At 56.0% G+C, this 14,683-nt stretch carries 7 protein-coding genes and 1 pseudogene; 4 read left to right on the top strand and 4 right to left on the bottom strand.

All coding sequences use genetic code 11. The features are described 5' to 3' along the window. Positions 1 to 4 precede the first annotated feature (4 nt). A complete protein-coding gene (locus ACONT6_RS05640) occupies positions 5 to 1,204 on the bottom strand; it encodes an acyl-CoA dehydrogenase family protein (protein ID WP_428820796.1) in 1,200 nt (399 codons plus the stop codon). 649 nt (positions 1,205 to 1,853) lie between these two features. Between ACONT6_RS05640 and ACONT6_RS05645 the strand changes: the two genes are divergently transcribed. Both ACONT6_RS05645 and ACONT6_RS05650 read left to right on the top strand, forming a co-directional pair. Next, positions 1,854 to 4,136 carry a TonB-dependent receptor gene (locus ACONT6_RS05645; protein ID WP_428820797.1) on the top strand — a complete coding sequence of 761 codons (2,283 nt, stop codon included), beginning with the start codon at positions 1,854 to 1,856 and terminating at the stop codon, positions 4,134 to 4,136. Positions 4,137 to 4,240: 104 nt separating this feature from the next. Next, complete coding sequence (locus ACONT6_RS05650) at positions 4,241 to 5,218, top strand: NAD(P)H-quinone oxidoreductase (protein WP_428820798.1); 978 nt, start codon at positions 4,241 to 4,243, stop codon at positions 5,216 to 5,218. A gap of 235 nt (positions 5,219 to 5,453) precedes the next feature. Here the strand turns inward: ACONT6_RS05650 and ACONT6_RS05655 are convergent. From ACONT6_RS05655 to xseA, 3 genes and pseudogenes are all read right to left on the bottom strand, one after another. Beyond that, positions 5,454 to 7,574 (bottom strand): annotated as a pseudogene (locus ACONT6_RS05655) (transporter substrate-binding domain-containing protein); the annotation flags it as partial. Further along, positions 7,499 to 9,871 (bottom strand): transporter substrate-binding domain-containing protein, encoded by a 2,373-nt coding sequence (locus ACONT6_RS05660; protein ID WP_428820799.1) that lies wholly within the window; start codon positions 9,869 to 9,871, stop codon positions 7,499 to 7,501. The pseudogene ACONT6_RS05655 and the gene ACONT6_RS05660, both read right to left, overlap by 76 nt. A 93-nt stretch (positions 9,872 to 9,964) precedes the next feature. After that, positions 9,965 to 11,320: an exodeoxyribonuclease VII large subunit gene (xseA, locus tag ACONT6_RS05665; RefSeq protein WP_428820800.1), complete on the bottom strand. Its 1,356-nt coding sequence runs from the start codon at positions 11,318 to 11,320 to the stop codon at positions 9,965 to 9,967. 160 nt (positions 11,321 to 11,480) lie between these two features. On the opposite strand from xseA, the gene guaB reads away from it, so the two are divergent. Both guaB and guaA read left to right on the top strand, forming a co-directional pair. Next, positions 11,481 to 12,965: an IMP dehydrogenase gene (guaB, locus tag ACONT6_RS05670; RefSeq protein WP_428820801.1), complete on the top strand. Its 1,485-nt coding sequence runs from the start codon at positions 11,481 to 11,483 to the stop codon at positions 12,963 to 12,965. Between the two features lie 123 nt (positions 12,966 to 13,088). Further along, positions 13,089 to 14,666 (top strand): glutamine-hydrolyzing GMP synthase, encoded by a 1,578-nt coding sequence (gene guaA / locus ACONT6_RS05675; protein ID WP_428820802.1) that lies wholly within the window; start codon positions 13,089 to 13,091, stop codon positions 14,664 to 14,666. Positions 14,667 to 14,683 lie beyond the last annotated feature (17 nt).

The following is a 14,683-nucleotide window of genomic DNA, read 5'->3' on the forward strand; positions in this document are numbered from 1 at the left end:
CCGGTTACAGGCCCAGCACGGCCTTGCAGATGATATTTTTCTGGATCTCGTTACTGCCGCCGTAAATGGATGATTTGCGGTTGTTGAAGTAACGCAGCCAGCTGTTGATGGCGCTATCGGTGCCCACCCGCGCACCGTCGAAGTCATCCTCCAGCTGCCATGGGGCATAGGGCAGTCCGCCGTATGCGGCTATCTCTGCGTGCAGTTCGTCGATGGCCTGCGCCAGTTCGGTGCCTTTGATTTTCAGAATCGAGGATTCCGGGCCTGGTGCCTGCCCGGTGCGGATCGCGTCCAGGGTGCGCAGCTCGGTATATTCGAGTGCCAACAATTCAATTTCGATTTCTGCAAACTTGTGCGCAAAGATCGGGTTGTCGAGTAAGGTCGCGCTGCCGTCCGGGGTTTCACTGGCGAGTTCGCGGGCGCGCTGTAGCTGGCAGCGGGACTGGGCCACGCGGGCAATATTGGTGCGTTCATGGGTAAGCAGGACTTTGGCATAGGTCCAGCCTTTACCTTCTTCGCCGATCCGGTTTTCCACCGGTACCCGGACATTGTCGAAGTGCACTTCGTTGACTTCCCGATAGCCGTCCAGGGTGAGAATAGGGGACAGGCTGATACCCGGTGTTTGCATATCGATCAGCAGGAAGCTGATCGCGGTCTGGTTTTTTTCCTGCGGTCCGCCGGTGCGCACCAGACAGAAAATCCAGTCCGCGTGCTGCGCCAGGGTGGTCCAGGTCTTGGTGCCGTTCACCACATAGTGGTCACCGTCGCGGTGTGCCGTTGTTTTCAGGGAGGCGAGGTCGGAGCCGGCATTGGGTTCAGAGTAGCCCTGACACCACCATACGTTACTGGCCAGAATATCGGGCAGGAAGCGTTGTTGCTGCTCTTTACTGCCGAAGGTGAAAATAACCGGCGCCACCATTTTCATACCGAAGGGGACGACCTCGGGGGCACCCGCCAGGGCGCATTCGGTTTCGAAGATGTTCTTCTGGGTTGCGGTCCAGCCGGTTCCGCCGTGCTCTTCAGGCCAGTTCACCGCGGCCCAGCCCTGCTCGTGCAGAATCTTCTGCCAGCGCACGCAGTCTTCCTTTTCCAGATGCATGCCCAACAGTGTCTTTCGCTGGATATCCTGCGGTAGTTTGTCCTTGAGAAACTGCCGCACTTCACTGCGAAATGCCTGCTCTTCCGGCGTGTACTTATTGTTCACGTTCGGTATACCCCTGTAACTGTTTATCTTGACAGGGGCACAGGTTGACGTCGGCGGGGGATGCTTGCCACTACCGCCGGGGTAATGGAAGTCAGGGGTATTGCCGGGGAATATTCAGGGCAGGTGGTGAAGCCGGGCCCCATACCGGATCAGGCCAGGCAGTGCGCTGAGGCATTACCGGTGAGGTTATGGCGCACGGGGGTATCCCGGCACACACTCGGTAGTGTCAGCAAGCCATTAGTGAAACGGATACCTGATATTTGTTTACTTAATTTGGTACGGCTTGCGAAGTGTTACCGTTGGAATCAATTTGCTTTGGATCCGCCACGGTACCGGTGGTTTGGAGAATTTAGGGAACGAATTCTGACGTGACTCGAGTGTGACGCTGTAGTCATTTAGTTCTCGTTTATTTCTGTGGTTGTCATTTCAGGCCCTCGGGAATAAGTAGAATGAATTACTCAAAAAATAAACTTTTGTAACGGAAAAACCTCTTGTAGTCTTCTCCTGTCAGCCCCGGCACAGGGGCGGCAGAAGACAGCGCGGTTGCTGGCCGGGTCGCCTGAGCGTGTGGCGGCAAAGTGGTACCGGTCGCGGTAGTTCTGTTGCTGAAAAATACATAAAAATAACTCGGTGCAATGGAGAGAAAACAATGGGAAGCCAATCTGACGCTTTCAATAAACACCAATTTACCCTGAAAACGGTAAACAGCAGAGGCAAGAACCTGGTTCTGGCTTCAGCCTGTTCGTTTGCGGCCATGTCTCTGGCCTGCGGTGTGGGTTCGGCCCACGCGGCAGAGAATTCCATCAATACCCTGCTTGAAGAAGTGGAAGTCGTTGCGCGTAAACGCGGGGACGCCGAGCGTCTGCAGGACGTACCGGTTGCCGCGACTGCATACTCCGGCGACCAGCTGGAAGCACTGCAGACCCGCGACCTCGAAAGCCTCGCGTTCAAAATGCCCAACGTGCAGATGGACGATGCCGGCACCATTAAAAGCACCGCCAACTTCACCGTGCGCGGTCTTGGGGTAAACAGCTCCATTCCCTCCATTGACCCCACCGTAGGTGTGTTTGTCGATGGCATGTATATGGGGATCAATGCGGGCGTGATCCTGGACCTGTTCGACCTGGAAGGGATCGAAGTGCTGCGCGGCCCTCAGGGCCTGCTGTTCGGACGCAACGTGACTGGTGGCGCGGTGGTGGTTAAGACTGCCAAGCCTACCGAAGAGTTTATGAGTAAAGTGCGGTTCTCTACCACTGCACAGCAGGAAACCAATCTCGCCGGTACCGTATCCGGACAAATCAGTGAAAAGGTCAACGGCCGCCTCACTGCCTATTACAGCGATGACAAAGGCTGGTTTGAGAACAAGGCAAACGGCAACGATAACCTGGGTGCCTCCACCACTTGGTTTGTGCGCCCGAGTTTTACCGTGGACATCGGTGAATCCGCCGACCTGATCGTACGTCTCGAGTCAGGCCATGTAGATGCCGATGGTCCGATTGGTCAGAACCGTGGAGATTTCTCCCAGGCAATCGCGGCCTCGGTCGGTGTTACCGACTGGGATAACAGCGAAAACTCCTTTGAAGTGGCGATTGACAATGAGGGCTGGGCGGAAACCGACTGGAACCAGGCCATCGCCGAGTACAACCAGGATGTGGCTTTCGGTAACGGTACCATCACCAATATTCTTGCGTGGCGTGATTACGAGACTGCAGGCGAGGGGGACATCGACTCTCTGCCGGTACACCTGTTCCATTCCTACAGCCTGATCGATCAGGATCAGCTGAGTAATGAGTTGCGGTACTCCGGTCGTTTCGGCAATACCTCTGTGACCAGCGGTGTCTACTGGTTTACCCAGGACCTGAAATATATTGAAGAACGCAACCTGTTGGGCGGCGCCCTGGTTATGGCCGGCGGCGGTGTTCAGGACCATACGGCCAAGGGGGTATTCACTCAGGCAGATATCGACCTGAACGAATCCTGGGTGCTGACCCTGGGCGGTCGCTATTCAAGCGAGGAGAAGTCTGCGGATATTGCCTCCATCATCCCGGGCAATGGATGTGATCGGGACGCTTGTCCTGCCTACGACTTCAACGATACTGAATCGTGGAGTGCCTTTACCCCGAAACTGGGTATGCAGTGGTTGCTGAGTGATTCCGCCCAGGCCTACGCGGTGTGGACCAAAGGCTTCCGCAGCGGTGGTTACAACATGCGCAACACCGCATTTGGCGAGTCTCCGGGACCGACCGATCAGGAAGAGCAGAATAGCTTTGAGATTGGTGCCAAATCCCAGTGGTTGGGTGGTCGTGTGAAAACCAATATGGCCGTGTTCCACAACACCATCGACGATATGCAGCGTGAGGTTAACCTGCCCAGTGAAACTGCTGGCGTGGCCCAGCTCATTCGCAATACCGCGAACGCAACCATCCGTGGTGCTGAATTTGAAATGATGGCCGGTTTGACCGACTCACTGCTGATGACCATGAATCTGGGTTATGTAGATGGTGAATACGACGATATCTGGCTGGACCTGACCGGCGACGGTGTCGTAGACGGTGCCGATTACGATCTGGAGATTCCGCGACTGGCTCCCTGGACTTACGGTGTAGGCCTTGTCCACGACCTGCAGCTGGGCAGCTGGGGTGCGCTGACCTCCCGCATCAACTACAACCATCGCGACGCCTCTGCCTACACCGACAACAACGCCGGCATGCTGAGCGAAGTGGAAATGGTGGACTTCAGCATCGGCTTCAGCCCGGATTCCGGCAACTACCGCCTGGCGCTGTTCGGCAAGAACATGCTGGATGAAGTCAGTGAAGGTAACGATACCCAATTGCCAGGTATGCTCGGCCCGGTAACTCTGGGGCCGAACTCTACCTTTACCCCGATCAATCGCGGTCGCATTGTTGGTATCGAGCTCAATTACGAAATCTGATTTTCCTCACCTCCTTTCAGTCTTATCACTTGCCCGGCCCAGCGCCGGGCTTTTTTTGTTGTGGGAATCCGCTAAAGTCTTCTCTCAGGATAAGGAGATGACCTATGCGATTTATTGATCTGCCGGAACATGGTGGCCCCGAAAATCTGGTGGTTACCGAAGGCGACAAGCCCACTCCAGAGGCTGGAGAAATATTGATCCGTGTGGCTGCTGCCGGGGTCAATCGCCCGGATGTTGTTCAGCGCGCTGGCTTCTATCCACCACCGCCTGGTGCCTCGCCGATTCTCGGATTGGAGGTGGCGGGCGAGGTTGCTGCGGTCGGACCGGGCGTAGAACGCTACGTTGTTGGCGACAGGGTCTGTGCGCTGACCAATGGTGGCGGATATGCAGAGTATGCGCTGGCTCCGGAGGGGCAGTGTTTACCTGTGCCCAAGGGACTGACGATGGTGGAAGCGGGGGCATTGCCGGAAACTTTCTTCACCGTCTGGAGTAACCTGATCCACCGCGCGAAGCTGGCTACCGGTGAGACCCTGCTGGTCCACGGAGGCTCTTCCGGTATTGGCACTACAGCGATCCAGCTGGCCCATGCCATGGGGGTGAAGGTGCTTACCACCGCCGGTAGCGATGAAAAATGCCGAGCCTGTACACAACTCGGTGCTGATCTTGCAATTAATTACCGGGAAGTGGATTTTGTCGAGGCCGTGCAGCAGGCCACCGATGGTCGCGGTGCCGACGTCATTCTTGATATGGTCGGCGGGGATTATGTGGATCGAAATATCCGCGCAGCGGCGAAAGACGGGCGTATCGTCAATATCGCGTTTCTTGGTGGGGCGAAGGTCGAGGTCAACCTGTTACCGGTGATGCTGAAGCGGTTAACGCTTACTGGCTCGACCCTGCGCCCGCAGCCCCCGGAGGTGAAAGCGGAAATAGCCCGCGACCTGGAGGCAAAGGTATGGCCAATGATCGAGGCGGGCAAGATTCGCCCACTGATTGCCGCCACGTTTGCGCTGGACGACGTGGCGGACGCACACCGGCTGATGGAGTCGAGTAATCATATTGGCAAGATCGTATTGACGCCATGATGTTCGCCAGCGGTTTCCCGCGGAATGTCTGTGAGCCTTTGGCGATATCACCGCTGGCCACATTCGTGTAAGCCTGGTACAGATTGCTGATCTTGCGCACGTAGGCGACGGGCTCTGAGCCGCGTACATAGCCATAGCGCGCCTTTTCAAAGTAGCGCGGTTCAGAGAGCTTCAGCATCGCTACCTCGACGTTGTCAAACCACTTGTTGGGATCAAGGCCGAGTTTTTCCGCAAGACGCTGGGCATCCAGCAGGTGGCCGAGGCCGGCATTGTAAGACGCGAGTGTAAACCAGAGCTGCTCACTGACAGGCAGGGGGTCCTTGAAGCGATTGCGGACCCATCTCATGTATTTTGTGCCCGCCTGGATATTCTTTTCCGGATCGAACAGTGGCGGTGGATATCCCATGTCTTCACCGGTACGCGGCATGACCTGTAACAAACCCTGAGCACCGACAGGGGATACTGCTTTGGGGTTGAAGTTACTCTCCTGCCACATCTGCGCGACGATCAAGCGCCAGTCAAAGTTATTTTCGAGTGCCGATGCCTGAACCATCTTGTCGAAGGGAGACAGCGCTTGGCCGGGGATTACCCGAGCAGAGATTTTTTGCACCAGGTGTTTGTCGGGCTCGAAGTAAGCTACAAGTAGCTGGTCGAACTCCTTGCTTCGGCTAAACCGCTTTAAAAACCGGTTAACCTGTCGCAAGAGGTCTTTGTGCCCGTCTTTGATCATCCATCCCTGTTGTTGACCTTCGCTGACCTGTAGGCCGATCACCAGCTCTGGACGCAGGGCCGCCTGAATATCGGCAATATAGCCGTCCTCAATGGTTGCCTCAAACTCTCCTTCGGCGACTTTGTTTAACACCTCCTCAAACGACATTTCAGAAGGGGCTACCTGGATATCTATATCCACACCGTGATCGCGCAAGGTGCGTGCGGTTTGAATAAATGATGAGTATGCGCGCAAGGTAACGGTCCGTCCGTTCAGATCGGCGAGGGTTTCGATCTTGGGTAGTTTGCGGTTGCTGATGATTTTTTCGGTAGTTTCGATGAAAGGAGTGCTGAACGCGATTCCTCGGTCAATACGCTCCTGGGTTATCGTGGATGATGCCCCGGCAATATCGGCGCGGCCGTCTACTATCCAGTCCACCAGGTCGTCTTCGTTGGGTACTACGATAACCTGCAACTGCAGTTTGTGCTTGTCGGCGAAAGCTTTTGCCATTTCGTAGTCAAAGCCACGCAAGACACCTTTCCACAGATAGTAACTTGTAGGGCCGTTGTAGGTTGCAAAGCGCAGCACGCCGGACTTCTTGATTGCGTACCAGTGAGAGGTTCGCTCTGGTACTTCTGTGACCAGCGTTCGGGTTAGGAAGTTATTAATGCGGTTCTTTAGCCGTGTCGAGTCCCTGCGAATCGCCCAGGCAATATTTTCCGTGGTGCCCACTGTCGTACCTATCTTTAGATCATCACGGTACTTCAGGGTTTCCTCTGCCAGGTTTCTGTGCATGATCGTAACCGCATTTTCCACCTCGGAAACCATATCGAACAGCGTGTCCCGTTCGTCCATCAGGTACACTTCCCGAACCGATAGATTCGCATCGGGATGGTTGGCCACTAATTCCTGGGCGCGTTCGGCGTAAGTGCTACCCGCCAGGACAATAAATTCCGTACCCGTAAGGTTTTGGATATCGCTGATGTCCGGTCCATTTTTACCTGAAATCAAAACGTCCGAGGTCTGTAAAATGGGAATACTGAAGTCCACAATTTCCTGGCGTTCTGGGGTTATGCTCATATTTTCTGCGACGATATCTGCCTCGCCATCATTTACCATCTGGAGGGCTTGCTCGGGTGTTTGTGCAATGAACCAGCGCGTGGCAAGGCCGATTCTTTTGGCAAAATCTTCTGCCATTTGTCGGTGCGTTTGGTTGACGATTGCTTCGCGGGGCAGGATCGGCTGATTGTCACCAGTCATGCTGACGAACCGGATTACACCACGTTTTTTGATCGCTGCCAGATCCCCCGTTTCTATATAGTTTTCTACTTCAGAGGCTTCCTTTGCGGCCGGTTTCTCGGCTCTGGGATCTCCGCTGCCCCGGTCGTCCGTCAGTTTCAGATCTGGGGTAGCTGTTGACCCGTGAGGTGGTGCATCCTGGCGATCACATGCACTAAAGCAGAGTGTAAGAAAAAGCACACAGAAGAGAACTGTGTGGTAATTCAATCTGGTTATAAAGGTTGCGATTTCTTTAGCCATAGACACGCCTGAACGCCTCAGTGCCAGATAGTTTAAGGTCGCGGCGGGTAGATCAGCTGATCTACCAGCTTGGCACTTTCGGTGGTCACGTTGGTGGGGTAGGTCCATGGTCCGTTTGGGCCACAGCGGTGGGGCAGATTGAAATGTCCTCCCGCTGATAGGTTCCAGTGACCATGTTGACAAGGGTGACCTTTTCTTGATGGCTTGACTTGAGCGCGAGTGAAGTCTGGAAGATAGCGCAGTCGCAGCGCGATTTCTCCAGGAGTAATCGCTGTGTAGGCGCGATAGAGTTTGCTGATGTTACGTACGTATTGAACGGGCTCTGCGCCGCGTACATAGCCGTAGCGCGCTTTGTTAAAGTAGCGCGGCTCTGACAGCTTGAGCATTGCCTTTTCGACGTTGTCGAACCAGATATTGGGGTTAAGCTCCAGGGTTTTGGCAAGACGCTGTGCATCGTATAAGTGGCCGATACCAGCGTTGTAAGCGGCGAGGGAAAACCACACCTGGTTTTCAAGTGCAATGTCCTCGTCGAAGCGGTCTCGAATCCACCGCAGATATTTAACTCCAGCTTCGATCCCGCGCCCGGGCTCGAACAGAGGTGGGGGGTACCCAACCTCCTCGGCAGTGCGGGGCATAACCTGGAGGAGACCCTGTGCGCCCACTGGTGATTCAGCCTTGGGGTCGAAACTGCTCTCCTGCCACATCTGTGCCACGATAAGCCGCCAGTCGAACTCATACGCGCGCGCGGATTTTTTAGCGAGCTTGTCATAGGGAGAGAGATCTTCGCCAGGAATGATTCGACTCATCAGTTTTTTCCCAGCCTGCTTGTTTGGCTTGAAATAATAATTGACCTTTTTTTCGTATTTCTTGGATGCTTTGAATTCCTTGATAAATTCGTCAAGTTTTTTCTGCAGGGAATGGTTATCCTTCGTCACCATCCAACCTTGGGGAAGCGGGTCGCTTACCAGCGGGCCTGCCACCAGTTCATCTCGGAGTGCCGCACCGATTTCTGCGGCACTGGCATCGACAATAGTGGCATCGACTTCTCCTTCTGCGACCATGTTGATGATCTGCTCGTAACTCACTTGCGGATCGGCCAATTCAATCTTGACCTGAATGCCACTCTTCTGCAGTGACTTTGCGATCTCCTCAAAAACCGAAAATGCACGTAGGGTTAGAGTGCGCCCATTCAGGTCCTGCAGGCTCTTGATCGCGGGCTTGCTGCCGTTGCTTAAAATCTGCTCCCCCATTTCGATATAAGGGATAGTGAATGCCACTCCCTGTGCCTTGCGTTTGTCGGTAATGGTGATGGATGCGCCGGCGAAATCTCCTCGTCCCTCCTTAAGCCACTCGATCAGTTGCTGATCGTATGGAACGACGATGACCTCCATCTCCAAGTCGTGCTTTTCCGCAAATGCCTTGGCAAGATCGTAATCGAAACCCATCAGTGTACCTTTCCACATAAAGTAGCTGGTGGGACCGTTGTAGGTTAGGAAGCGGATCAGCCCGGATTTTTTGATCGCACCCCAGTCTGATGGCCTGTCGAGGGGTACGTCGATCAATTTTGTGGTAAGGAAGTTATTGATTCGCAGTTTTAGTTCGGGGGAACCCTTGCGCATTGCCCATACAATGTCCTCCTCATCGCTGACAAATACACCCGCTTTGAAGTCGTTCCGGTAGCTTTTAAGTCCATCAATAATCGTGCTGTCGACAATGGTCACCACATTTTTTCTGCGGTTGATATTGTCAACCAGGCGGTCGACTGTATCGTCTTTACGCAACTCGCGCATTTCAACTTTGGATCCAGGGATTTTCTTCTGCAGGGCGTTGGCAGTAGCAGCATATGTGCTGCCGGCCATAACCGAGATGATCACATCTTTGAGTTTGTCCGGGTGATTGACATCCGGCCCATCTTTACCGGTGACGAGCTGTTGGTGGGAGGTGGAAATAGCGTCCGAAAGATCAAAATTCTGAGCGCGTTCCTTGGTCTTTGCCAAATTGCCGGTGAAAACGTCGGCGCGCCCACTTTTGATCAACTGCAGTGCCTTTTCTGGCGATGCTGCGGCAATCCAGTGGGGGGTTAGCTTGAGTTGTCTGGCGAGATCTTTCGCCAGTTGATAGTGCAAGCGGGAGACAATCATTGCGCGGGGGAGCAGGTCGTCTTCGCTGCTGGCGAGGGTGACAAAGCGGATGGTGCCGCGTTTTCTCAATGCACTCAGATCCCCGGATTCGTTGTAGTTTTCGAAGCGGGTATCACTTTCCCGCTTGAACTCCTCGGGTGGAGTTTCCGGGGAAGGCTCCGGTGGGGCGGGCTTACTTGAGTTCCACTCGAACCCTAAAAATAACCCGCTCAGGACAAGCATCAGGAGTGGCAGCAGTAGCTGCTTGGAATTCTGGGGCGCCATGGATGACTCCGCTTTCCGCAAAACTACGAGCTGCCAATCGTAGAGTCGCCGCGGAGAAATTGTTACTGACGGGGAAGTCGGGTGCTGCAGCGGTTACTCAACCACTGCAGTAATTTCCCCTTCAGAAAGTCGGGCGTGGATTTTCTGTCCGCTGATCACATCCTGCGCACGACGAATGACCTGTTTTTGCTCATCCTGGACAATGGCGTAGCCACGGTCGAGTACCGCCAGCGGGCTGACGCTATTGAGCAGTTGCCCGGCATGGGTCACCAGTTCGCGCTTGTGCTGTAGCGTGCTATCGATCGATTTTTTCAGACGTTGAGCCAGCTGTGAAAGCTGGGTTTGTGCCAGAGCAATTCGCTGGCGCGGGTGCACATGGTTTAGTGCCCTCTCCACTTGCGCCAGACGCTGGGTGTTGGCAAGCGTGCGGCTGCGCACAGCAGTCTGTAGTCGCATTTCCAAGTGGTCGAGGCGTTGCGCGCGGTTTTGTAGCTGTTCCTTTGGATGGCGGATACGGTTGCTCACCAGCTGGACTTGCTGTCGCAAGTGGCGCAATTGCAACTCCATTGCGCGGGTCAGGCGCCAGCGGGCGCCGTCGACTTCCTCGCTGAGTGCCGCGGCATTGGCACTGGCGATTTCTGCCGCTGCCGATGGGGTTGGCGCGCGCACGTCCGCGACAAGGTCCGCAATCGTGGTATCGGTTTCATGACCGACCGCTGAGATGGTGGGGATTGGGCACGCCGCCAGCGCCCGCGCAACGATTTCCTCGTTGAAAGACCACAGATCCTCCAGGGAACCGCCGCCACGGCCGACGATCAGCAGGTCGTGACGTTGCAGTCGGCCGGCGAGGGCGATGGCATTGGCAATCTGCTGCGCCGCGCCTTGTCCCTGAACCGCGACCGGGATCAATTCGATTTTTGCCGCAGGATAGCGGCGCCCCAGTACCTGGATCATATCCCGCACCGCGGCGCCAGTGGGGGAGGTGATGATGCCGATGGTGGCAGGCAGATAGGGGAGGGGCTTTTTGCGTTCTAGCTCGAACAGCCCTTCCGCCTGTAGTTTCGCCTTGAGCATTTCCAGCTGGCGCATCAGGGCGCCAAATCCCGCTTCTTCGAGATGCTCGATGATTAGCTGGAACTCGCCGCGGCCCTCGTACAGGCTGACCCGGGCGCGCGCCAGCACTTCCCGGCCGTTACCGGGCTGGAAGCGCACACTGCGATTGCGGCCGCGGAACATGGCACAGCGCACCTGGGCGCGGGCGTCCTTGAGGGTGAAATACCAGTGTCCAGAGCTGGGGGCGGCGAAGTTGGAGATCTCCCCGCTGATCCACAGCAGCGGCACACTACCCTCCAGCAGGTGCTTGACCTCCCGATTGAGCTCGCTGACAGACAGCACAGGGCGGCCGTCGGTGGGCAGAGGGTTGGCTACGCCCGGGGGAGTATTTGGCATTTCGGCCTCAATTCGTTCGATTTGGGCGGCCAATATTGCAAGGATGCCCGCCGAGGTAAAGAGATTTGCCATTCTTCACGAAATAGGCTTTTGTTTCCGGGATCGTTGCGGCTATAATCGCGCCGATACCCAATCCCGCTCCCTAGAGGTTTGAGTGTCCATGTCTGAATCTCTGCGTATCGCACGCGAAGCCCTCACTTTTGACGACGTCCTCCTTGTGCCCGGTTATTCCGAGGTTACAGCCAAAGACGTTTCCCTGAAGACAAAACTGTCTCGCAATATCACCCTGAATATTCCGTTGGTGTCCGCCGCTATGGATACCGTGACCGAATCGCGTCTGGCCATTGCTCTGGCCCAGGAAGGCGGTATCGGCATTATTCACAAAAGCATGAGTATCGAAGAGCAGGCGCTCGCGGTACGTGCGGTGAAGAAATTTGAAGCCGGTGTCGTAAAAGACCCAATTACCATCGAAGCTGACGCCAGTGTGCGCGAGCTGATCGCCCTGACTACCCACCACAACATCTCCGGCGTGCCGGTGATGGATAAAGGTAACCTGGTCGGTATCGTCACCAGCCGTGACGTGCGCTTCCAGACTAACCTGGATATTCCGGTGGCGCAGATCATGACCTCGAAAGAGCGACTGGTGACCTGCGAAGAAGGCGCCGCACCGGAAATGGTGCGTGAGCTGTTGCACAAGCACCGCATTGAAAAGGTGCTGGTGGTCAACGACAGATTCGAACTGCGCGGCCTGATTACCGTCAAGGATTACAACAAGGCTGAGCAGTACCCCAACTCCTGTAAAGACAGCGACGGCCGTCTGCGCGTAGGTGCCTCCGTGGGTACCAGCCCGGATACCGATGACCGCGTGGCGGCACTGGTTGAAGCGGGCGTGGACGTGCTGGTAGTAGACACCGCGCACGGCCACAGCAAGAACGTGATCGATCGCGTGCGCCGTATTAAGGAGATGCACCCGCAGGTGGATGTGATCGGCGGCAACATCGCCACCGGCGAAGCAGCGACCGCGCTGATGGAAGCCGGTGCGGATGCGGTGAAAGTCGGTATTGGTCCCGGTTCTATCTGTACTACCCGTATCGTCACCGGCATCGGTGTACCGCAGATTTCTGCCATCGCAGAAGTGGCCAAGGCCCTGGAAGGTACCGGCGTGCCGCTGATTGCCGACGGTGGTATTCGCTTCTCCGGGGATATTTCCAAGGCCATTGTGGCCGGTGCCTATTCGGTCATGATGGGTTCCATGCTCGCGGGTACCGAGGAAGCACCCGGTGAAGTGGAGCTGTATCAGGGGCGTACCTACAAGTCCTACCGCGGTATGGGCTCCCTCGGTGCCATGTCGCGCACCCAGGGTTCCTCCGACCGCTATTTCCAGGACGCGAGCAAAGGCGCCGAAAAACTGGTGCCGGAAGGTATCGAAGGTCGAGTGCCGTATAAAGGCCCTATCTCTGTCATCGTGCACCAGATGATGGGTGGCCTGCGCTCTGCCATGGGCTACACCGGCAGTGTCGATATGGACACCATGCGCAGCAAGCCGGAGTTTGTCCGGGTGACCGCCGCAGGTATGGGTGAGTCTCACGTACACGACGTACAGATCACCAAGGAAGCGCCAAACTACCCGGTTGGCGGGCGTTAATAGCCGCGTCTGAGAAATTGCGCCCCGTCAGGGGCAACCAAAAACAGAAGTGCACTTTCAAGTGAACCGCAAACGGACCTCTCAGGGTCCGTTTGCCGTTTATAAAACTGTTACGAGTAAGCCATGAGCCAAGATATCCATTCCAGCCGAATTCTGATCCTCGACTTCGGTTCACAGTACACCCAGCTGATCGCCCGCCGTGTGCGCGAGCTGGGCGTATTCTCCGAGATTCGCGCGTTCGATATGAGCGACGAGGAAATTCGCGAGTACAACCCCCAGGGCATCATCCTCGCCGGTGGCCCGGAATCCGTGCCGGAAGAAGGTTCTCCACGTGCGCCCCAGGCCGTTTTCGAACTGGGTGTGCCAGTACTGGGTATCTGTTACGGCATGCAGACCATGGCGCACCAGCTGGGCGGCGCCGTGCAGGGCAGTGATGTACGTGAGTTCGGTTACGCACAGGTAAAAGTGGAAGGTAAGTCCGCGCTGCTGCACGACATCAGCGATCACCTCGACGAGAGCGGCAGTGCGCTGCTCGACGTGTGGATGAGCCACGGCGATAAAGTGGTAAAAATGCCGGAAGGCTTCGAGCTGATGGCCTCCACGCCGTCGTGCCCGATTGCTGGAATGTACAATGCGGAGAAAAATTTCTTCGGCGTGCAGTTCCACCCGGAAGTCACCCACACCCTGCAGGGCACCCGGATCTACGAGCACTTTGTGATCGAGCTGTGTGGCTGCGAGAAGCTGTGGACCCCGGCCAATATTATTGAAGACTCCATCGCCAAGGTGCGCGAGCAGGTCGGTGGTGCCAAGGTTCTGCTGGGTCTTTCCGGTGGTGTCGACAGCTCTGTGGTGGCGGCGTTGTTGCACAAGGCGATCGGCGACCAGCTGACCTGCGTATTTGTCGACAATGGCCTGTTGCGCAAGAACGAAGGCGACCAGGTAATGCAGATGTTCGCCGACAATATGGGGGTCAAGGTCATCCGCTCTGATGCGGAGGAAGAATTCCTGTCTCGTCTGGCTGGTGTCGATGAGCCGGAAGCCAAGCGCAAGATTATTGGCAATACCTTTATCGAGATCTTCGACAAGGAAGCCGCGACACTGCAGGATGTGAAGTTCCTGGCCCAGGGCACCATCTACCCGGATGTGATCGAGTCCGCCGCCGCCAAGACCGGCAAGGCTCACGTGATCAAGTCCCACCACAATGTGGGTGGCCTGCCGGAAGATATGGCGTTTGAGCTGGTGGAACCGCTGCGCGAACTGTTCAAGGACGAGGTGCGCAAGATCGGTCTGGAGCTGGGGCTGCCCTACGATATGGTCTACCGTCACCCCTTCCCGGGCCCGGGACTGGGCGTGCGTATCCTCGGTGAAGTGAAAAAAGAATACGCGGATATCCTGCGTGAGGCAGACGCGATTTTTATTGAGGAATTGCACAATGCCGACTGGTACCACAAAACCAGCCAGGCATTTGTGGTGTTCCTGCCGGTCAAGTCGGTGGGTGTAGTGGGTGATGGTCGTCGCTACGAATACGTGGTGGCACTGCGCGCGGTGGAAACCGTCGACTTCATGACCGCTCGCTGGGCGCACCTGCCCTACGAGCTGATCGAAAAGGTTTCCAACCGGATCATCAACGAGATCGAAAATATCTCGCGTGTCGCTTATGACGTATCCAGCAAGCCCCCGGCCACTATTGAGTGGGAGTAACCTGGCAACAGTTGCTG

The organism is Microbulbifer sp. MCCC 1A16149, assembly GCF_050368945.1.
Taxonomy (GTDB): domain Bacteria; phylum Pseudomonadota; class Gammaproteobacteria; order Pseudomonadales; family Cellvibrionaceae; genus Microbulbifer.

Excerpts from the sequence above, each read along its gene's own strand:
- ACONT6_RS05645 (WP_428820797.1), top strand. The coding sequence starts at position 1,854 with ATGGGAAGCCAATCTGACGCTTTCAATAAACACCAATTTACCCTGAAA.
- ACONT6_RS05650 (WP_428820798.1), top strand. The coding sequence starts at position 4,241 with ATGCGATTTATTGATCTGCCGGAACATGGTGGCCCCGAAAATCTGGTG.
- ACONT6_RS05660 (WP_428820799.1), bottom strand. The coding sequence starts at position 9,871 with ATGGCGCCCCAGAATTCCAAGCAGCTACTGCTGCCACTCCTGATGCTT.
- xseA (WP_428820800.1), bottom strand. The coding sequence starts at position 11,320 with ATGCCAAATACTCCCCCGGGCGTAGCCAACCCTCTGCCCACCGACGGC.
- guaB (WP_428820801.1), top strand. The coding sequence starts at position 11,481 with ATGTCTGAATCTCTGCGTATCGCACGCGAAGCCCTCACTTTTGACGAC.
- guaA (WP_428820802.1), top strand. The coding sequence starts at position 13,089 with ATGAGCCAAGATATCCATTCCAGCCGAATTCTGATCCTCGACTTCGGT.